Origin of the sequence: Streptomyces sp. NPDC048639 (assembly GCF_043199075.1) — a bacterium.
GTDB lineage: Bacteria > Actinomycetota > Actinomycetes > Streptomycetales > Streptomycetaceae > Streptomyces.
This window is the reverse complement of record NZ_JBICVP010000008.1, coordinates 37,228-57,285: the sequence shown is the minus strand read 5'-3', so window position 1 is coordinate 57,285 and position 20,058 is coordinate 37,228. Positions and strand designations below refer to the sequence as shown.

18 protein-coding genes are annotated in these 20,058 nt (G+C 70.6%); 7 read left to right on the top strand and 11 right to left on the bottom strand.

Annotation, left to right across the window (positions count from 1 at the left end):
* Positions 1–41 precede the first annotated feature (41 nt).
* The 8 genes from ACGFNH_RS22165 to ACGFNH_RS22130 form a co-directional block, all read right to left on the bottom strand.
* Positions 42–2,333, bottom strand: coding sequence for a xanthine dehydrogenase family protein molybdopterin-binding subunit (locus ACGFNH_RS22165; protein ID WP_393656266.1), 2,292 nt, complete (start codon positions 2,331–2,333; stop codon positions 42–44).
* Positions 2,334–2,342: 9 nt separating this feature from the next.
* Positions 2,343–3,341, bottom strand: coding sequence for an FAD binding domain-containing protein (locus ACGFNH_RS22160; protein ID WP_393656264.1), 999 nt, complete (start codon positions 3,339–3,341; stop codon positions 2,343–2,345).
* Positions 3,328–3,828, bottom strand: a complete 501-nt coding sequence (locus tag ACGFNH_RS22155) for a (2Fe-2S)-binding protein (RefSeq protein ID WP_393656262.1) — start codon at positions 3,826–3,828, stop codon at positions 3,328–3,330. Before ACGFNH_RS22155 ends, ACGFNH_RS22160 begins: the two co-directional genes overlap by 14 nt.
* A gap of 150 nt (positions 3,829–3,978) precedes the next feature.
* Positions 3,979–4,743 carry a succinate dehydrogenase iron-sulfur subunit gene (locus tag ACGFNH_RS22150; RefSeq protein WP_393656260.1) on the bottom strand — a complete coding sequence of 255 codons (765 nt, stop codon included), beginning with the start codon at positions 4,741–4,743 and terminating at the stop codon, positions 3,979–3,981.
* Entirely contained in the window at positions 4,743–6,497 is a 1,755-nt protein-coding gene (gene sdhA / locus ACGFNH_RS22145) for a succinate dehydrogenase flavoprotein subunit (RefSeq protein ID WP_393656258.1), read from the bottom strand. Before sdhA ends, ACGFNH_RS22150 begins: the two co-directional genes overlap by 1 nt.
* 21 nt (positions 6,498–6,518) lie before the next feature.
* Entirely contained in the window at positions 6,519–7,004 is a 486-nt protein-coding gene (locus ACGFNH_RS22140) for a succinate dehydrogenase hydrophobic membrane anchor subunit (RefSeq protein ID WP_393656256.1), read from the bottom strand.
* Between the two features lie 5 nt (positions 7,005–7,009).
* Positions 7,010–7,390, bottom strand: a complete 381-nt coding sequence (gene sdhC / locus ACGFNH_RS22135) for a succinate dehydrogenase, cytochrome b556 subunit (protein WP_393656254.1) — start codon at positions 7,388–7,390, stop codon at positions 7,010–7,012.
* Between the two features lie 179 nt (positions 7,391–7,569).
* Positions 7,570–8,196, bottom strand: coding sequence for a 2-oxo-4-hydroxy-4-carboxy-5-ureidoimidazoline decarboxylase (locus ACGFNH_RS22130; RefSeq protein WP_393656252.1), 627 nt, complete (start codon positions 8,194–8,196; stop codon positions 7,570–7,572).
* A gap of 211 nt (positions 8,197–8,407) precedes the next feature.
* On the opposite strand from ACGFNH_RS22130, the gene ACGFNH_RS22125 reads away from it, so the two are divergent.
* Complete coding sequence (locus ACGFNH_RS22125) at positions 8,408–10,027, top strand: glycoside hydrolase family 20 protein (RefSeq protein ID WP_393656250.1); 1,620 nt, start codon at positions 8,408–8,410, stop codon at positions 10,025–10,027.
* Between the two features lie 54 nt (positions 10,028–10,081).
* Here ACGFNH_RS22125 and ACGFNH_RS22120 read toward each other — a convergent pair whose 3' ends face one another.
* Positions 10,082–10,666 carry a GNAT family N-acetyltransferase gene (locus tag ACGFNH_RS22120; protein ID WP_393656248.1) on the bottom strand — a complete coding sequence of 195 codons (585 nt, stop codon included), beginning with the start codon at positions 10,664–10,666 and terminating at the stop codon, positions 10,082–10,084.
* Between the two features lie 385 nt (positions 10,667–11,051).
* On the opposite strand from ACGFNH_RS22120, the gene ACGFNH_RS22115 reads away from it, so the two are divergent.
* Both ACGFNH_RS22115 and ACGFNH_RS22110 read left to right on the top strand, forming a co-directional pair.
* The gene (locus ACGFNH_RS22115) at positions 11,052–11,906 is read left to right on the top strand and encodes an RNA polymerase sigma factor (RefSeq protein WP_393656870.1); all 855 of its coding nucleotides are present in this window, start codon (positions 11,052–11,054) and stop codon (positions 11,904–11,906) included.
* A complete protein-coding gene (locus tag ACGFNH_RS22110) occupies positions 11,906–13,066 on the top strand; it encodes a hypothetical protein (protein WP_393656246.1) in 1,161 nt (386 codons plus the stop codon). Before ACGFNH_RS22115 ends, ACGFNH_RS22110 begins: the two co-directional genes overlap by 1 nt.
* A 421-nt stretch (positions 13,067–13,487) precedes the next feature.
* Here the strand turns inward: ACGFNH_RS22110 and ACGFNH_RS22105 are convergent, their stop codons facing one another.
* Positions 13,488–14,378, bottom strand: coding sequence for a L,D-transpeptidase family protein (locus tag ACGFNH_RS22105; RefSeq protein ID WP_393656244.1), 891 nt, complete (start codon positions 14,376–14,378; stop codon positions 13,488–13,490).
* A gap of 177 nt (positions 14,379–14,555) precedes the next feature.
* Here ACGFNH_RS22105 and ACGFNH_RS22100 point away from each other — a divergent pair, with 177 nt between their 5' ends.
* Together ACGFNH_RS22100 and leuE are read left to right on the top strand one after the other, a co-directional pair.
* Positions 14,556–16,136, top strand: coding sequence for a methylmalonyl-CoA mutase (locus ACGFNH_RS22100; RefSeq protein WP_393656868.1), 1,581 nt, complete (start codon positions 14,556–14,558; stop codon positions 16,134–16,136).
* Between the two features lie 61 nt (positions 16,137–16,197).
* Positions 16,198–16,929 carry a leucine efflux protein LeuE gene (gene leuE, locus ACGFNH_RS22095; protein WP_393656242.1) on the top strand — a complete coding sequence of 244 codons (732 nt, stop codon included), beginning with the start codon at positions 16,198–16,200 and terminating at the stop codon, positions 16,927–16,929.
* A gap of 82 nt (positions 16,930–17,011) precedes the next feature.
* Here leuE and ACGFNH_RS22090 read toward each other — a convergent pair whose 3' ends face one another.
* Positions 17,012–17,734, bottom strand: coding sequence for a FadR/GntR family transcriptional regulator (locus tag ACGFNH_RS22090; RefSeq protein ID WP_393656240.1), 723 nt, complete (start codon positions 17,732–17,734; stop codon positions 17,012–17,014).
* A 163-nt stretch (positions 17,735–17,897) separates the two neighbouring features.
* On the opposite strand from ACGFNH_RS22090, the gene ACGFNH_RS22085 reads away from it, so the two are divergent.
* The gene (locus ACGFNH_RS22085; protein ID WP_393656239.1) at positions 17,898–18,485 is read left to right on the top strand and encodes a gluconokinase; all 588 of its coding nucleotides are present in this window, start codon (positions 17,898–17,900) and stop codon (positions 18,483–18,485) included.
* A gap of 33 nt (positions 18,486–18,518) precedes the next feature.
* A complete protein-coding gene (locus tag ACGFNH_RS22080; RefSeq protein ID WP_393656866.1) occupies positions 18,519–19,895 on the top strand; it encodes a gluconate:H+ symporter in 1,377 nt (458 codons plus the stop codon).
* Positions 19,896–20,058 lie beyond the last annotated feature (163 nt).

The window sequence follows — 20,058 nt, the reverse complement described above, 5'->3', positions numbered from 1 at the left end:
GCGCCTGCGCTCACGCCCGGGACGCCGACGAGCCGGTGACGTCAGAGGAGTTGGTCGAGGGTGATCGGCAGGCGCCGGATCCGGTGCCCGGTCGCGTGGTGGACGGCGTTGGCGATGGCGGCCCCCACCCCCACCAGACCGATCTCACCGATTCCCTTGGTGCCGACCGGCGTCGCCGGGTCGGGTCCGCCGACGAAGAGCACGTCCATGTCGGGGACATCGGCGTTGACCGGGACCAGATAGTCCCCGAAGGTCGCGTTGGCGATGCGGCCGGTCGCCATGTCCGTGACGGTGTCCTCGAACAGCGCCTGACCGATGCCGCCGACCGTGCCCCCGATGATCTGGCTGCGGGCCGTCTTCGCGTTGAGGATGCGCCCGCCGTCGATCGCCGACACCACGCGCGCGACCCTCACCAGCCCCAGGTCCCGGTCCACATGGACCTCCACGAACTTCGCGCCGAACGCGCCCGCCGGAACCGTCGCCCGCGTCGCCTTGACCGCGAAGCTGCCCAGCCGGCCGAGCCGGGAGACCGCCAGCGACCCGACGAGCTGGCCGATGTCGGCCTTGGGGAAGGCCGAGTTGCCGTCGCTCGTCAGCTCGGGCAGGCCGTGCCGGTCGAGGATGTCCGCGTACGTCTCCCCGCGGGAGGGGTCGGAGGCCCGCAGGATCCGCCCGCCCGCCACCACGACGTCCTCCAGTCGGCAGCCGTGCAGCGGCGATTCGGTGTCCTTGCGGACCAGGTCGAGGAACGCGCTCACCAGCCGCCCGCACGCGTCGTGCACCGCCGTGCCCAGGGCCGCCGTCAGCCCCGACCCGCCGGCCTGCGGCGCCTGCGGCATGTCGCTGTCACCGAGCTGGAAGCGGACCTGATCCATCGTCAGACCGAGGAGTTCGGCCGAGAGTTGGGCCATGACCGTGTACGTGCCGGTGCCGATGTCCGTCGCGGCGCTGCGCACGTACGCCGTACCGTCCCGCGCGATCGTCGCCCGCGCCGCGCACTTGGACTGGTAGTGCGGGAAGGAGACGCCGGCCATGCCGTACCCGATGAGCAGACGGCCGTCCCGCATCGAGCCGGGCCGGGGGTCGCGCGCCCGCCAGCCGAAGCGCTCGGCGCCCGCCTGGTAGCACTCGCGCAGCGCCTTGCTCGACCAGGCGAGGCCGGTCTGCGGCTGGAAGTCGGCGTAGTTGCGCAGCCGCAGGTCCAGCGGGTCGATGTCCAGCTCGTACGCGAGCTCGTCCAGGGCGCATTCGAGGGCGAAGTTGCCCTGTGCCTCTCCGGGCGCGCGCATCGAGCCGGGGCAGGGGATGTTGAGCTTGACCTGACTGTCGTGGGTGGCGACGTTGGGGCAGGCGTACGCGGCCGAGGTGCCCATGGTGATGGGCTCCAGGTTGGAGTCCTCCATGGCCGACGTCGACACGGCCTCGTGGTCGATCGCCGTCAGCCTCCCGTTGCGCAGCGCCCCGATCTTGATGTGCTGCACGCTGGAGGGCCGGTGCCCGACACCGGTGAACATCTGCGGGCGGGTGAGCACCAGCTTCACCGGGCGCCGCACCGTACGGGAGGCCAGCGCGGCGAGGATCACATGCGGCCAGGTGCGCAGCCCGGCGCCGAACCCGCCGCCCACGTACGGCGCCAGGACCCGCACCTGGTCCTTGGAGATCTTGAACGCGGAGGCCAGGCAGTTGCGCACGTTGTACGGCCACTGGGTCGCGTCGTGCACCGTGAGCCGGTCGCCGTCCCACGCCGCGACGGTCGCGAAGGGACCCATCGGGTTGTTGGTGTTCTCCGCGGTGACGTAGGTGGCCTTGAGCCGGATCTCGGCCTGCTCCAGACCGTCCGCGACGCTGCCCCGCTTCATGTCCAGCAGATACGCGTTGTTCTTCGGCACGACCCGCGGATCCTCCGGGTCCAGCAGCGCATCGCCCGGGTCGTAGGAGAGATGCACCAGCCGGGCCGCGTCCGTGGCCTGCTCGAAGGTCTGCGCGACGACGACCGCCGCGTACTGCCCGTAGTGCAGCACCCGGTCGTCCTGCAGCGGGGGAGGGGGCTCGGGGCCCAGCATGGTGCGGCCGCCGCGGGCCAGCCGGGGCGCGTTGAGGTGGGTGATCACGGCCAGTACGCCGGGCGCCGCCTCGGCCTCGGACGCGTCGACCACGCTGATCCGCCCGGCGGCCACCGTGGTGCGGACGAGCACCGCGTGCGCCAGGTGCGGAAAGCCGATGTCGGAGGGGTACGGGGCGGCGCCGGTGACCTTCAGCGGTCCGTCCACCCGGTCCACACCCAGGCCGACTGCCACTGCCTCGTGCTTCTTGGGAGCCTCCAGGGTCGTCATGGCGCCACCTCACTCCGCTCCGGGGCCGATGCCCGCGAGGTCCTCCAGGATCCGTACGACCGTGCGTTGCGCGAGCTCCACCTTGAACGCCGTGCCGGGCACCGGCCGGGCGCCCTCGACCACCGTCCGCGCCGCGGCCCGGAAGGTCTCCGTGGTCGCCGGGGCGCCGCGCAGCACTTCCTCGGCGGCCCTGGCCCGCCACGGCACGGTGGCGACGCCGCCCAGCGCCAGTCGGGCCTCGCGGACGGTGCCGTGGTCCAGGTCGAGCGCGGCGGCCGCCGACGCGAGCGCGAACTCGTAGGACATCCGGTCGCGGACCTTCAGATAGCCCGAACGGAACGCCTTCGGGAGGAGCGGGATGTCCACGGCGGTGATCAACTCGCCCCGTTCCAGGACGTGTTCGACGTCCGGGGTGTCTCCCGGCTCGCGGTGGAACTCCGTCAGCGGCACGCTCCGCTCACCGTCGGCCCCCTGGACGCGGACGGCCGCGTCGAGGGCGACGAGCGGCACGGCCAGGTCGGAGGCGTGTACGGCGATGCAGTGCTCGCTGACGCCGAGGACGGCGTGCATACGGGCCGGCCCGGTGAGCGCCGCGCAGCCGCTGCCGGGCCGCCGCTTGTTGCAGGCGGGTTCGGCCGGGTCGCGGAAGTAGCGGCAGCGGGGCCGCTGCAGGAGGTTGCCGCCGATCGTCGCCAGATTCCGCAACTGCGCGGACGCGCCCTGCAGCAGTGCCTGCCGCACCAGCGGCAGTCGCTTGCCGACGGCCGGGAACGCGGCGAGCTCCTCCATGGTGGTCAGCGCGCCGACGTGCAGGCTGTCACCGTCGCGGGTGATCCCGCCGAGCGGGAGGCGTGTGATGTCGATGAGCCGTCCGGGCCCGAGCACCCCGTCCTTCATCAGGTCGAGCTGTGTGGTTCCGCCAGCCAGATACGCGGCCTCCGGGTCGCCGGCCACGGTCGCCACGGCCGTACCGGCGTCCGTCGGCCGTACGTACTCAAACGCGCGCATCGCTGCCACCGGCCCCGGACTCGGCCACCTCGCGGATCGCCGCGACGATGTTCGGATACGCCCCGCAGCGGCAGAGGTTGCCGCTCATGTACTCCCGGATGTCCTCGTCCGACCCCGCACGGCCTTCGCGGAGCAGACAGACCGCCGAGACGACCTGCCCCGGCGTGCAGAAGCCGCACTGGAAGGCGTCATGACGGACGAACGCCTCCTGCATCGCGCTCAGCGTGCCGTCCTCGGCCAGTCCCTCGACGGTCGTCACCTCGCGGCCCTCGCACTGGACGGCCAGCGTCAGGCAGGACACCACGCGCTTGCCGTCGAGCATCACGGTGCAGGCGCCGCACGCGCCCTGATCGCAGCCCTTCTTGGTGCCGGTCAGGCCGAGCCGGTCGCGCAGTGCGTCGACCAGCGTGACCCGGGCGTCGAGCTCCAGCCGGTGGTCGGTGCCGTTGACCCGGAGGGTGACGGCGACCTGCGGGGGAGCATTCATGGGCACCACTCTCGCCGCCCCGCCCGGCCCCCGCGACTCGGCCTACGGCATTGGGGGCGGCGGGACGGGAGGGGCTCGGCATGCGTAGGGCCCCGTTTTCCGTCCGCGGACGGAAAACGGGGCCCTACGGTGTGCGCGCGGCGGAGGCCGTCAGAAGCGGCGCGTGATGAGCGCCCGCTTCACCTCCTGGATCGCCTTGGTCACCTCGATACCGCGAGGGCAGGCGTCCGTGCAGTTGAAGGTGGTGCGGCAGCGCCAGACGCCGTCCCGGTCGTTGAGGATCTCCAGCCGCTGCTCGCCGGCCTCGTCACGCGAGTCGAAGATGAAGCGGTGGGCGTTGACGATCGCCGCCGGGCCGAAGTACTGGCCGTCGTTCCAGAACACCGGGCACGAGCTGGTGCACGCGGCGCACAGGATGCACTTGGTCGTGTCGTCGAAGCGCTCGCGGTCCTCGGCGGACTGCAGCCGCTCCCGCGTCGGCTCGTTCCCTTCGGTGACGAGGAACGGCATGACGTCGCGGTAGGCCTGGAAGAACGGCTCCATGTCCACGACCAGGTCCTTGAGGACCGTCAGACCCTTGATGGGCTCGACCGTGATGGGCTTGGCCGGGTTTATGTCCTTGATCAGCGTCTTGCACGCCAGCCGGTTGCGGCCGTTGATGCGCATCGCGTCAGAGCCGCAGATGCCGTGCGCGCAGGAGCGCCGGAAGGTCAGCGAACCGTCCAGCTCCCACTTGATCTTGTGGAGGGCGTCGAGCACGCGCTCCTTGGGGTCGATCTCGACCTGGAAGTCCTCCCAGGTCGCCTCGTCCGAGATCTCCGGGTTGAACCGGCGGATCCGGAAGGTGGCCGTGATGTACGGCGACGCCGTCGTCCCTGCCTCGGCCTTGTCCTTGTCGAGCGTCGGGGTGCTCATCAGTACTTACGCTCCATCGGCTGGTAGCGGGTCTGGACGACCGGCTTGTAGTCGAGGCGGATGGACTCCGCGCCGTCGTCGCCCACTTCGCGGTACGCCATGGTGTGGCGCATGAAGTTGACGTCGTCGCGGTTCGGATAGTCCTCGCGGTAGTGGCCGCCGCGCGACTCCTTGCGGGCGAGGGCGGACACGGCCATGACCTCGGCCAGGTCGAGCAGGTTGCCCAGCTCGATGGCCTCCAGCAGGTCGGTGTTGAACCGCTTGCCCTTGTCCTGGACGGACACGTTCTTGTACCGCTCGCGCAGTTCGGCGATCTTCTCGACGGCCGTCTTGATCGTCTGCTCGGTGCGGAACACCATCACGTTGGCGTCCATCGTCTCCTGCAGAGCCTTGCGCAGCTCGGTGACCCGCTCCGTGCCCGTGGAGTCGCGCAGCTGCTCGACCTGGTCGATGACCAGCTGCGCCGGGTTCTCGGGCAGCTCGACGAAGTCGGCCTTCGCGGCGTACGAGGCCGCGGCGACGCCGGCCCGGCGGCCGAAGACATTGATGTCCAGCAGGGAGTTGGTGCCCAGACGGTTGGCGCCGTGCACGGAGACACAGGCGACCTCGCCCGCCGCGTAGAGCCCCGGCACGACGGTCGCGTTGTCGGCCAGTACCTCACCCTCGACGTTGGTCGGGATGCCGCCCATCGCGTAGTGGGCGGTCGGCTGGATCGGGATCGGGTCCGTGTACGGCTCGATGCCGAGGTAGGTCCGCGCGAACTCGGTGATGTCCGGCAGCTTGGCGTCGAGCTGCTCCGGCGGCAGGTGGGTCAGGTCCAGGAAGACGTGGTCGCCCTCGGGACCGCAGCCGCGGCCCTCGCGGATCTCGGTGTAGATCGAGCGGGAGACGACGTCACGCGAGGCGAGGTCCTTCATGACGGGCGCGTACTTCTCCATGAAGCGCTCGCCGTCCTTGTTGCGGAGAATGCCGCCCTCGCCGCGCGCACCCTCGGTGAGGAGGATGCCCATGCGCCAGATGCCGGTCGGGTGGAACTGGAAGAACTCCATGTCCTCCAGCGGCAGTCCGCGCCGGTAGACCGCCGCCTGGCCGTCACCGGTGAGGGTGTGCGCGTTGGAGGTCACCTTGAAGAACTTGCCGCAGCCGCCCGAGGCGTAGATCACGGACTTCGCCTGGAAGATGTGGATCTCGCCGGTGGCCAGCTCGTACGCGACGACGCCGGCCGACCGCTTGACGCCGTCGACCTCGGTGATGAGCTGGTCGAGGACGTAGAACTCGTTGAAGAACTCCACGCCCTGCTTGACGCAGTTCTGGTACAGCGTCTGGAGGATCATGTGGCCGGTGCGGTCCGCGGCGTAGCAGGACCGGCGGACCGGGGCCTCACCGTGGTTGCGCGAGTGACCGCCGAAGCGGCGCTGGTCGATCGTGCCGCCCGGGGTGCGGTTGAACGGCAGGCCCATCTTCTCGAGGTCGAGGACCGCGTCGATGGCCTCCTTCGCCAGGATCTCGGCGGCGTCCTGGTCGACCAGGTAGTCGCCGCCCTTGATCGTGTCGAAGGTGTGCCACTCCCAGTTGTCCTCCTCGACGTTCGCGAGGGCCGCGGCCATGCCGCCCTGGGCGGCGCCGGTGTGGGAGCGGGTGGGGTACAGCTTCGTCAGAACGGCGGTGCGGCTGCGCTGGGTGGCCTCGATGGCCGCGCGCATGCCGGCGCCGCCCGCGCCGACGATGACGGTGTCGTACTTGTGAATCTTCATGATCGTGGGTCAGCCCCGGCTCTAGCGGATGTTCGGGTCGAAGGTGAAGATCACCAGCGTGCCCAGGAGGACGGTGAACACCGTGGCGGTGTAGAGCAGCATCTTCAGCCAGAAGCGCGTGTTGTCCCGCTCGGCGTAGTCGTTGATGACCGTCCGCAGGCCGTTCGCGCCGTGCAGCATGGCCAGCCACAGCATCATCAGATCCCAGATCTGCCAGAACGGCGAGGCCCAGCGGCCCGCGACGAACGCAAAGCTGATCTTGCTGACGCCGCCGTCCAGGACGAGCTGGATCAGCAGGTGGCCGAGCACCAGGACGACCAGCACGATGCCGGACAGCCGCATGAACAGCCAGCCGTACATCTCGAAGTTCGTCCGGGACGCCTTCGGGGTCCTGGCGGTGCGGGCACGCGGCGCTTCGATGAGCGGGGCCGGGTTGTCCGGGCCGTACGCGGCGCTGGAGCCGGTCAGTTCGACGGACTCCGTCGAGGGGGTTTCAGTGGATGCCATGTCTCTCAGCTCCCGAACAACTCGCGCGCGGCGTGGCTGAGGATGGGGTAGACCGCCCCGGCCATCAGCACGATCCAGATGCCCATGACGGTCCACAGCATCTGCTTCTGGTAGCGCGCGCCCTTGGACCAGAAGTCCACGGCGACGACGCGCAGACCGTTCAGCGCGTGGAAGAGGATCGCGGCCACCAGGCCGTATTCCATCAGCGCGACGAGCGGCGTCTTGTACAGAGCGATGGTGTCGTCGTACGCCTCGGGAGAGACGCGGACAAGAGCGGTGTCGAGGACATGAACGAACAGGAAGAAGAAGATGAGGACACCGGTGACTCGGTGAGCCACCCACGACCACATGCCTTCCCGGCCGCGGTACAGCGTTCCAGCCGGCACGGAAAAACCCTCCGGAAGCGGGGATTGGGTGGGGCTGGCCGTCAGTTTCTACCGGTGGGGTACTGCACTGTCGGTCGGGCCCGGCCGGGTACCTTCCTCCGGCCCTGGCCATCGTAGCGACGCGTTGTCGGCTCCCTGCCCCGGGGGCCCGCAGGTGTGATCAAACAGGCACGTACGGCCTACCAGGCGGGTGGAAAGCCCCTGTTTCCGGTTGTTTCCGGGCTTCGGGCGACAAGACGGGCGAGCCTGCCGCGTGCGATACGCCGCAGCTCGTCGGCCGTCACCGCGCGCTCCTCGTCGATCTCGTGGGCGAGCCGGGTGCGGATCGCGGCGAGCACATGGTCGAGCAACTCGTCCTCGCGCAGCGCGTCCAGGCACACCACGAAGACGTGCCCAAATCGCTTCTCGTATGCCTGCTGGGCCGCGCGCAGTGCCGTGAGTGCGGCGGAGGGTGCGCGGGCGGGGAGGGCGTGGGAAACCGATTCTCCGGCGAGGGCCTCGGTCAGATCGGCGGGCGCCAGGTCGTAACTCGCCTCGTCGGCGGCGGCGAGGAGTGTCTCGGCGTCGGGGTAGGGGCGGTGGTTGACCAGGCGGTGCGCCCACCTCCGGCTGCCGCAGCAGGCGAGCAGTGCCGTTTCGGCGGCGTCCGGGATGGCGGTGTTGAAACGCTCGAGACGGGAAAGCGGTGCGGTGACGGCGGGGCCGCTGCCGCGACTCTGTGCCGGCACGGGGCGCCTGGCTCGCCGGGCCGCCGCCGTGGCGGGCTCCTGGCGTGCTGGGCCTGCGGGGAAGTCGCTGGTCAGCATGGGCTCCTCTGGGATTCCCTGCGCGCGGACCAATTCTGGGATGCGGGTGGGACTGGGGGTACGACTGAGTCGTAACCGTATCGGGGGATGTCGGGCACGGTCCGATGGATGAACCCGTTTTCACCCGGACGAGGACTAATGCGCGCGCGTGATGGACGAAATGTTGAGCGAGAACCCGTACCTTCGTCCTTAAATAGGAGGTTTTGGGCGGATGATGTATCAAGCGAGGACGGGGGGCCGGACGGCACGACTGGCCACATGGGTCGCGGTGGTGGTCGCCACCGCCGTACTCGGTGGCTGCTCCGGCGGCGACGGAGGTGAACGTCCGAGCGACGACGACCGGTCACCGAGCAGCGCCCCGGCGAGCAAGAAGCCCCAAGGCGCCCCGTCCTCGGCGCCCCGGACCATCCCCTCCGTCCGTCACTTCGACCCGGGCACCGGCCCCGGCTGGAAGCCCGCGGAGAAGACCCGCGTCGTCGCCGACCCGAAGGGACCGCTCGCCGACGAGGCCCGCATGCTCGCCGGCGAACTCAAGGCCGAGTACGCCGAGCCGCCCGCCCGTGCGGGCGACGTCGAACTGGCCGTACGGACCGGGCAACGCGGAGGCGCGGAGGGCTACCGGCTCAGCACCGGGAACAACCGGGTCACCATCACCGGCAGCGCCGACGCGGGGGTGTTCTACGGCACCCGCACACTCCTGCAGTCGCTCCGCTCCGGCGGCGCGGTCCCCGAGGGCGTCATCGACGACAGCCCCGACCGCCCGCAGCGCGGCTTCCAGCTCGACATCGCCCGCAAGCACTACACGCCCGACTGGATCGAGGCCCGGCTGCGTCAGATGGCCGACCTCAAGCTCAACCAGCTCGGGCTGCACTTCTCCGACGACCAGGGTTTCCGGATCGAGAGCACCTCGCACCCCGAGGTCGTCTCCAAGCAGCACATCACCAAGGCCGAGCTGCGCCGGATCCTCGACCTGGCGAAGCGGCTGCACATCACCGTCATCCCCGAGATCGACTCCCCGGGCCATCTGGGCGCGGTCATCGCCGCGCACCCCTCGCTCCAGCTCAAGAGCGCGTCCGGGAGCCCCGCGCAGGGTGCGGTGGACATCACGAACCCGCAGGCGGCCCGGATCGTCGACGACCTGCTCCGGGAGTACGCGGACGTCTTCCCCGGCCGGTACATGCACATCGGCGCCGACGAGTACCTGGCCCTCATGGCTTCGGACCCGGAGGCGACCTATCCCCAGCTCGCCGCCGCGGCACATGCCAAGTACGGGTCCAAGGCGCGCGTCCAGGACCTGGCGACCGCCTGGCTCAACGACCGGGCCGCGTTCGTCCGCGGTCAGGGCAAGCGGCCCAAGGCGTGGAACGACGGGTTCTTCACCGGCGGGGTCGTCCACCCCGACAAGGGGATCGAGGTCGAGTACTGGACCGGCAAGGAGGGGGGCGAGCGGCAGCCGTCGGAGTACCTCGCCGAGGGGCGCACGGTCGTGAACCTCAACGACGAGTACCTCTACTACGTGCTCGGTGAACCGAACCAGTTCACGTACCCGACCGGCGAGCGGATCTACAAGGAGTGGACCCCGGCCGTGCTGCGCGGTACGCGCGCGCTGTCCTCGTCCTCCACCGCGCCCGGGAAGGTGCCGGGCGGCCGCTTCGCCGTCTGGTCCGACATCGCGGACGCCCAGACCCAGGACCAGGTCGCCAAGGGCATCCGGCTGCCGCTGGCGGCGACGGCGCAGAAGCTGTGGGATCCGGAGCGCCCGCCGCTGAGCTGGCCGGCCTTTGTCGGTCTCGCGAACAAGCTGGGGCCGGAGGCCGGGTTCACGCCCTGATGGGCGCGAGGGCGAGGCCGGTTCGTGCCGTTCGAGGTGGTTCGCGGTGGTGCGTCATGCCGGAGGGTCGGGGCTCGTGCCTCGGCCCTCGCGCCATGCCTCGCGCAGCAACGCGTACTCCACATCCCCGTGTTCCGCGCCCTCGACGGACTCCGGCCAGTCCTCGTGGACCGTCCGTACGTACCGCAGGCCCGCCTTCTCCAGGACGCGGCGGGAGGCGAGATTGACGGTCATCGTCGTCGCGTACACGCGTCGCACCCCGAGTCCGGTGAAGCCCGTGCGGATCAGCGCGCGCGAGCCCTCGGTGGCGTAGCCCCGGCCCCAGGCGGCGGTGCGCAGCCGGTAGCCGAGTTCGGCCTCGCCGGGATCGCCGCCCTCCTCCGGGCGGAACTCGAACCAGCCCGCGAAGTCGCCGGAGGATTTCTCCACGGCGATCCAGTGGCCGAAACCGGGGAACTGCTCGGCCCGGTGGATCAACGACGGCAGGATCTCGCCAATGATCCGCGCACGCGAAGGCGGCCTGCCGTCGTCGAGGAAGCGCATGACGCCCGGGTCGTCGTCGAGTGTGACGAGAAGCTCCCCGTCGGCCGCGGTGAGGGGGCGCAGCCGGAGGCGTTCGGTCTCGAGGGGGCTCTGCACCGCGCCACCGTATGCGGCTCCGCGGCTGGTCGCGACGGGTTTGCCGAGGAGCGCGGGAGAGGTGAACGGGGCGGATTCTCCGGGGTGTTCACACGAGACGGCCGGGGTCGCCACCCCCCACAGGAGAGACCCCGGCCGTCGTCGGTGAGGGCCCGGAAGGAGGCCCGTACTCTCCTCTGCGTACGAGGCTCGGTTTCTGTCACACCGGCGAAGACGTGGACGCGCACGGGCATGAGGCCCTAGCGTGCTGGGTCGCGCCGGGCGGCGCTGATGCCGGTCCATGGTTTACTTCAGTCGTCAACTTCTGGTTGCCCATGCGACGCGGATGACCGGCATCGTGATCGGCGCCCGCGATCATGCAGGGCGAGTGAAGCAGGATGAGGGCGTGCTGGGGGACGACGCGGAGCTGACTGCCGCGGTTCACGCGGCACAGGACGGGAACGAGACCGCGTTCCGGACTGTGTACAGAGCGGTGCACCCGCGGCTCCTCGGCTATGTGCGGACGCTGGTCAGCGAACCGGACGCGGAGGACGTCGCGTCCGAGGCGTGGCTGCAGATAGCCCGGGACCTGGAGCGGTTCAGCGGTGACGCGGACCGGTTCCGCGGCTGGGCTGCGCGCATAGCCCGCAACCGTGCGCTGGATCACATTCGTATGCGCGGCCGTCGGCCGTCGATCGGCGGCGACGAGACCGAACTCGCCGACAAAGCGGCCGATGCGGACACCGCGCGCGAGGCGATGGAGTCGATCGGCACCGGCCGTACGCTCCGCCTCATATCCAAGTTGCCCCAGGACCAGGCCGAAGCCGTGGTGCTACGGGTCGTGGTGGGGCTGGACGCGAAGAGCGCCGCGGACGTGCTCGGCAAGCGGCCGGGGGCTGTCCGCACGGCCGCGCACCGTGGACTGCGGCGGCTCGCGGAGCTGATCGGGGTCGATGAGCACAAGGAGGGCGACCAACTCCCGGAATCGGCAGGGGACTCCACTTTCCGTTCCGCTTATGTTCCCGGTCCTGCCGCCTCAGCCACTGGCGTCGTGCTCCCCCCAGCTCCGGGCTGTCCTTCTGATTCAGCTTCCGGTCCGGCTGCGGATTCCGTTTCGGACCCGTCCTGCGATCCCTCCGCGGACCCCTCCGGGGGTACGGGCGGACTCGACGGAGTGCCGCCCCAGCGGGAGCGGCAGCAGGGGCAGGTCACATCCGCCGGTGTGACGGATTCCGGTGCGCGAACGCAGAAGGACATGTGATGGCCGACGACCGGTACAAGTGGCTGGACAAGGACGCTGCGGAGCGGTTGCTCCGTGGTGAGCCGGCCGATGCCGCCGTCGGATCGCATGACGCCTTCGCCCGGGCGCAGGCGGAACGCCTCGCCGAGGCGCTGGCCGACGTACTCGTCGAGGCGAACCGTTTGGGCACTGCCGGCGGGACGCACCGGTCGGCCGCCGAGATGCCCGGCGAGGCCGCGGCGACGGCCGCCTTCCGCAAGGCTGTCGAAGCGCGGACCGGTGCGGTGCGTTCCGGATCTACGCGCGAGGAAGGCGCCGGCCTCAGGACCGTGACGCGCTCCCGCAGGGGAGCCCACGCCGCCGACTCCACCCAGATCATCCGCCTCGCGAGACCTCAGTGGCCCGCCCGTATGGGCCGGTCGCTGCGGGCGGGCGTGGCCGTGGCCATGGCGGGGTGTGTGCTCGGAGGCGTCGCTGTCGCGGCGGGGGCGGGCGCACTGCCCACACCGTTCGGCGGAGGAGACAGCGAACCGCTCCCCGCGCAGAGCGTGTCCGCCGGAGCGACCGGCGAAGCCCTCTCGACCCCGCCCGGTGAGACCGATTCCACCCTGACGCCCTCCGATCGCCCGTCGGGCACCGGCCCGTCCGGTGACGACAGGGACCCCGGTGACAGCCAGGGCAGCGGACGGCCCGAGGACAGCCGGCCCAGCACCCCCGGGAAGGGCGACGGTGGATCGCAGGACGACACCTGGCCGCTGCCCGACGGCAAGGGTGATCTCGAGGGCAACAAGCTGAAGATCGCCATGCTGCTGTGCCGCAAGCACGCGGAGGGCAGCCTCGACGACCGCACCGAGCGCCGCCTGGAGCAGGCCGCGGGCGGCCGCAAGAACCTGGACCGCACCTGCGAGCGCCTGCTGAGCGGTGACTACCGCGGCGACTCCGGCAACGGGGACGGCGACAACGACGGCAAGGGTCACGACGGCGCCCACGACAAGGGCGACGACGGCAAAGACCACGGCGACGGCGGCGGAGACCTCGGCCTGCCCGGGACCGGCGACAAGGAGCAGTCGGGCCTTTCTCCCGCGCCCCAGCAGTCCTCCGGCGAGGGTGTCGTCACCGCGTCCGCCGATCTGCGGGTCGGTGCGCTTCGCCTGGCCACGGGCGTGTACGTCAGTCTGTGAGCCGGTTCCCGCGCGGGCTCATACGCCCGTGCACCCGCCTGTGATGTGTCAGCGTGGGCGCCCAGCCCCGTACGCGATGCGGTGAGAATCCGTGTGCGCCGGCCTGCCATCCGCGCCCGGAAGCCCTTCAGGGGAGCCGACGTCCACTGCACAGTCCACTCTTCAACCAAGGGTGTGACACTTTTCAGCCGCCCGGCGCAGTAGCTAGTGAGCCGACTGGTCATCGGCGGTGTGTGAGCCGGGGTTCCCCCCGTACCTACGGCTCCACGCATATGGCGCGGGCGGGGCACGTTCCCCCGGCCCTGCCCGCGCCCTTTCTCTTCCCTCCGCCTTCCCGCTCTCGCGCCGCGCCGTCCGGGCAGCCGGATCCATGCCGCGGGAGCCGCCTCCCCCGCGCCTCCCCCGCGCAACTCCCTCTCCGCTAGCGGTAGATGACGACCCTGTCGCCCGTACGGGTCCGGTCGAAGAGCGCCGCGATCTTGGCTTTGTCCCGTACGTTGACACAGCCGTGCGAGGCGCCGCTGTAGCCGCGGGCCGCGAAGTCGGCGGAGTAGTGCACCGCCTGGCCGCCGCTGAAGAAGAGCGCGTACGGCATCGGAGTCCTGTAGATCGTCGAGACGTGGTCGCGGCTCTTGAAGGAGACCGTGAACGCGCCCTCGCGGGTGGGTGTGTACTGCGAGCCGAACCGTACGTCCATCGCCGAGACGACCTTGCCGTCGACCATCCACGCCAGGGTGCTGCTGCTCTTGCTGATGCACAGCACGCGCCCGGTCAGGCACCGCGGGTCGGGCCGGCCCAGCGGCTTGCTCGTCGGCGGGAACAGCGCGGTGCGGGACGGCTGGGCGGTCGCGGATCGCAGCGCGGCCCACGTCGCCGTGTCGACCGTGCCCGTACGGGCGAGGCCGCGCCGTGCCTGGAAGGACGTCACGGAGGCGGTCGTGACGGAGCCGTAGAACCCTGTCGGATTGCGGCCGAAGATCTCCAGCTCGCGCAGCCGGGCCTGCAACTCCCTGACCTGACCGCTCCGGGCGCCGGAGGCCATCAGCAGCGGGCGGGCGGGTGCCCCGGGCGCGGCCGGCTTCGCGGCCGGCTTCGCGGGACGCGCCGGGCGTGCGGACGTCGCGGGGCGTGCCGGTTGCGCGGGTAAGGCCGTCCTGGCGGGCTTGGAGTCGGCGTGGCCGGTGCCCGGCGCGGTGCGCCCGGGGGCGCTGCCCTGCGGGGGCTCGTACCGGCAGCCGGAGGACAGACCCGCGGCCAGCGCGGCGACGGCCGAGACCGCGACGGCCCTGCGTATGACCGCTCCCCTGCGCATGATCCGCCCCCTCCTGCCCCGTTTTCCGGATCTTTCCCCATTCATCTGTTCCCTGGGCTGCTTGTGGATGAACCACGGGTACATGCTGAGAGGGGCGGCCGCGACGCGGGGATGTTGCGGGAGGGCAGGAGCGCACGGAGACCGCGGGGGCCGATGAAGAGCACGGAGGCACAGCAGATGGCGCGTGATTCGCAGTCCGGATTCCCCGTCGAGCCCGTGTACGGCCCGGATGCCCCGCCCGGCCGGGACACCGCCGAGCAGCTGGGGGAGCCCGGCGCATACCCGTTCACTCGCGGCGTGTACCCGACGATGTACACCACCCGCCCGTGGACCATGCGCCAGTACGCCGGCTTCGGTACGGCCGCCGAGTCCAACGCCCGCTACCGTGATCTGATCGCCCACGGCACCACCGGCCTGTCCGTCGCCTTCGACCTCCCCACCCAGATGGGCCACGACTCGGACGCGCCCCTCGCGCACGGCGAGGTCGGGAAGGTCGGTGTCGCCATCGACTCGATCGACGACATGCGGGCGCTGTTCGACGGGATTCCGCTCGGCGAGGTCTCGACCTCGATGACGATCAACGCGCCCGCGGCGGTGCTGCTGCTCCTGTACCAGCTCGTGGCGGAGGAACAGGGCGTTCCGGCCGTGCAGCTCACCGGCACCCTCCAGAACGATGTGCTCAAGGAGTACATCGCCCGCGGCACATACATCTTCCCGCCCGAGCCCTCACTGCGGCTGACGGCGGACATCTTCCGCTACTGCAGGGCCGAGATCCCCAAGTGGAACACGATCTCGATCTCCGGCTACCACATGGCAGAGGCCGGGGCGACGCCCGCGCAGGAGATCGCGTTCACGCTCGCCGACGGCATCGAGTACGTCCGTACGGCGGTGGCGGCCGGGATGGACGTGGACGACTTCGCGCCCCGGCTGTCGTTCTTCTTCGTCTCGCGGACCACGTTCCTCGAGGAGGTCGCCAAGTTCCGTGCCGCCCGGAGGATCTGGGCGCGGGTGATGCGCGAGGAGTTCGGCGCGGAGAACCCCAAGTCGATGATGCTGCGCTTCCACACCCAGACGGCCGGGGTGCAGCTCACCGCACAGCAGCCGGAGGTGAACCTGGTCCGGGTCGCGGTGCAGGGCCTCGCGGCGGTTCTCGGCGGCACGCAGTCCCTGCACACCAACGCCTTCGACGAGGCCATCGCACTGCCCACCGACAAGTCGGCGCGGCTGGCGCTGCGCACGCAGCAGGTGCTGGCGTACGAGACCGATGTCACCGCCACCGTCGACCCGTTCGCGGGGTCGTACGCGGTCGAGCGGCTGACGGACGAGGTGGAGTCGGCGGCTCTGGCCCTGATGGAGCGGGTCGAGGACCTGGGCGGCGCGGTGCGAGCGATCGAACAGGGCTTCCAGAAAGGCGAGATCGAGCGCAGCGCGTACCGGATCGCTCAGGAAACGGACGCGGGCGAGCGCGTCGTGGTCGGGGTCAACCGTTTCCGCCAGGACGAGGAGGAGCCGTACGCGCCGCTGCGCGTCGACCCGGCCATCGAGAACCGGCAGGCGGAGAAACTGGCCGCGCTGCGCGCCGGACGCGACCAGAGTGTGGTGGACGCGGCACTCCGCGAACTGAAGAAGGCGGCGGAGGGCACGGACAACCTCCTGTACCCGATGAAGGACGCACTCGCCGCGCGGGCCACGCTGGGCGAGGTGTGCAACGCGCTGCGGCACGTCTGGGGCGCGTACGTCCCGACCGACGCGTTCTGACGGCTTTCTGGCATGTGGACCGCTGTGCGCGGTGTCAGTGGTGCATGCCAGACTCCCGTTCATGCTGGGCGTGACTGACCTTCCGACGTATCTGGCCGGACTCGTACTGATCATCCTGCTGCCGGGACCGAACTCGCTGTACGTGATCTCGGTCGCGGCACGACGCGGTGTGCGCACGGGCTATCGGGCCGCGTGCGGTGTGTTCTGCGGCGACGCGGTGCTGATGGTCCTCTCGGCGGCGGGCGTGGCCTCGCTGCTCCAGGCCAATGAACTGATGTACGGCGTTGTGAAGTACGCGGGCGCCGGCTATCTGACGTGGATGGCGATCGGCATGCTGCGCTCCGCGTGGGCAATGTGGCGCGAGCGTCGCCGCGAGCAGAGCGGTGGTGAGACCTTCGTCACGCCGGGGGTCGCTGCGGCCACCGCGGCGGAGGCCGGAGCCGGAGCCGCATCGCCGGCGGCCGGGGGAGAGGTCGTCGACGAGGGAGCCGAGCGCCCGTACCGCCGTGCGCTGGTGATCAGTCTGCTCAACCCGAAGGCGATCCTGTTCTTCGTCTCCTTCTTCGTGCAGTTCGTGGACCCCGGGTACTCCCACCCCGCGCTGTCGTTCCTGCTCCTGGGCACGCTGGCCACCCTGGCCAGCTTCCTCTACCTCACCGCGCTGATATTCGGCGGGAGCGCGCTGGCCGCCCAATTCCGGCGGCGCAAGCGGCTGTCGGCGGGGGCGACGTCACTGGCGGGGGCGCTGTTCCTGGGGTTCGCCGCGAAGCTGTCGCTGAGCAGCGCGGGATAGGGCGCGGCCGGTTTCCTTCCGCCGGCGTGCGGCGTGCGGCGTGCGGCGTGCGGTGTGCTGCGTCGTCCGGCGGTCGGCCCGGCTACTTCGGTGCGAGCACGTCCAGCTCGGCCATCGCGCCGACGGTGATCTCCCGGGTCAGCTCTTCCGCGCGGGCCGCGTCCCGGGCCCGTACGGCTTCCGCGACCTGCACGTGCAGGGTGACGGCCGCCGGGTCGGGGTCGGTGAACATCACACGGTGCTCGGTGCGCCCGGCCAGCACCTCCGCCACCACGTCCCCGAGCCGCGCGAACATCTCGTTGCGCGACGCCCGCAGGATCACGTGGTGGAAGGCCACATCGTGCACGAGGTACGCATCGAGCTGCTGACCGCGCGAGGTGGCGACCATGCCCAGCGCGTGCCGGGTGAGTTCGGCGCACTCCTCGGCGGTGGCCAGTTCGGCGGCCAGTCGCGCCGCCACCGGTTCGACGGCCGAGCGCAGCACGGTCAGTGAGCGGAGCTGGCGGGGCCGGTCCGCCCCGGCCAGCCGCCAGCGGATGACCTGCGGGTCGTAGACGTTCCACTGCTCGGGGGGCAGTACGGTCACGCCGACGCGGCGCCGCGACTCGACGAGGTGCATCGACTCCAGCACCCGGATCACTTCTCTGACGACCGTGCGCGAGACGTCGAAGCGCTGCTCCAGTTCATCGGTGCGCAGCACCGTGCCCGGAGGATGGTCGCCCGCGGTGATCGCGGGCCCCAGCGACGCCAGCAGCTTCGCGTGCAGTCCCCGCCCCTGGCTCCCCCTGGCCTCGCGGCTCTCCATGGTCTCCCCGTCTCTCCGGCCCCCTTGCGGGATCAGCCTACGTGTCGGGTCCTCACTCAATTAAGTATGACTATTGAGTCACGAACTCTTGAATACGTCGTATCAATGGGCTTGAGTGTGGGGCGGCGTCGAGGCCGAAGAGGACAGCGAGGTGCTGAGCGGCGTGAACAGCCCCGACATCGTGGTGGTCGTCATGGGCGTGTCCGGTACGGGCAAGTCCACGGTCGGCGCGCTGCTGGCGGAGGAATGCGGCGTCCCGTACGCCGAGGCCGACGCCTTCCACCCCCCGGCCAACATCGCCAAGATGTCCGGCGGCACCCCCCTGGACGACGCGGACCGCGAGCCCTGGCTCGACGCCATCGGCGCCTGGGCCCGCAGCCGCGCCGGACGCGGCGGAGTCGTGAGCTGCTCGGCCCTCAAGCGCAGCTACCGCGACCGGCTCCGCGCCGCCGCCCCCGGCCTGTTCTTCCTCCATCTGACCGGCGACCGCGCGCTCGTCGCGGAACGGCTCGAGCAGCGCCGGGACCACTTCATGCCCGGTGCTCTGCTCGATTCGCAGTTCGCCGCGCTGGAGGAACTCCAGCCGGACGAGTACGGGATCGCGGTGCCGGTCACCGAGGACCCGCAGTCCATCACTGCTCGGGCCGCCGCCGTACTCCGGCAGCGGCAGTCCCCGCCCCTGCCCCCGGACCGTTCCCCCACCCGTAGGTCCGATGGGCAGTCCGTCACCCCAGTCCCCAAGTCCCCTTAAGGAACCCCCGTGTCAGGTCGTCTCAGTGCCGAGATGCTGGCAGCGGACCCCGTCGAGCCGATCACCTCGGCGGGCAATGCGCAGCTCGGCATAGCCGTTCTCGCCGGTATAGCCGTCATCGTTCTGCTCATCACCCGCTGGAAGGTGCATGCCTTCCTCTCCCTCACCATCGGCTCCCTGGTGCTCGCCGCCGTAGCCGGCGCACCGCTCGACAAGGGGATCCTCAGCTTCACCAACGGCCTGGGCACCACGGTCGCGGGCGTCGGCGTCCTCATCGCACTCGGCTCGATCCTCGGCAAACTGCTCGCCGACTCGGGCGGCGCGGACGAGATCGTCGACACGATTCTCGCCAAGTCGAGCAAGCGCAGCATGCCGTGGGCGATGGCACTGATCGCGAGCATCATCGGCCTGCCCCTGTTCTTCGAGGTGGGCATCGTCCTGCTGATCCCCGTGGTCCTCCTGGTCGCCAAGCGCGGCAACTTCTCCCTGATGCGCATCGGCATCCCGGCGCTCGCGGGCCTGTCCGTGATGCACGGCCTCGTACCGCCGCACCCCGGGCCGCTCGCCGCGATCGACGCCGTCGGTGCCAACCTCGGCATCACGCTGGCGCTGGGTGTCCTCGTCGCGATCCCGACCGTGGTGATCGCGGGGCCGCTCTTCGCGCGTTACGCCGCCCGCTGGGTGGACGTCACCCCGCCCGAGGGCCTGATCCCCCAGCGCCCGTCGGAGTCGCTGGAACGCCGCCCCGGCTTCGTCGCCACCGTGGCCACGGTCCTGCTGCCGGTCGTCCTGATGCTGGCCAAGGCGCTGGTCGACATCGTCGTCGACGACCCGGAGAACCATGTGCAGCGGGTCGCGGACGTCATCGGCTCGCCGCTGATCGCGCTCCTCGCGGCCGTCATCGTCGGCATGTTCACCCTGGGCGGCGCGGCGGGATTCACCAAGGAGCGGCTGGCGACGACGACGGAGAAGTCCCTCGTCCCGATCGCCGGCATCCTCCTCATCGTCGGCGCGGGCGGCGGTTTCAAGCAGACCCTCATCGACGTCGGCGTGGGGCAGATGATCCTGGAGTTCTCCCAGGACTGGAACGTCTCGGCGCTGCTCCTCGCCTGGCTGATCGCCGTCTGCATCCGTCTGGCCACCGGCTCGGCGACGGTCGCCACGATCTCGGCCGCGGGCCTTGTCGCCCCGCTGGCCGCGGACATGAGCGCCACGCACGTCGCGCTCCTGGTCCTCGCGATCGGTGCGGGCTCGCTCTTCTTCAGCCATGTCAACGACGCCGGATTCTGGCTGGTGAAGGAGTACTTCGGGATGTCGGTCGGCCAGACCTTCAAGACGTGGTCGGTGATGGAGACCATCATCTCGGTGGTGGGGATCGTCTTCGTGCTGCTGCTGTCACTGGTGATCTAGCCGCATTGCGCTGTGAGGTCGGGGACGGCCTACGCCCGCCGCGCCTGGACGCCGTGGACCGATCCGCGCGACGCGGGTGGTCCACGGCGTCGGTGCACCGCCTCATGTTCCGCCCAGGGCCGTGCAGTAGGCGGCCACGTCGTGGTGGGCCTCGGTGGCCACA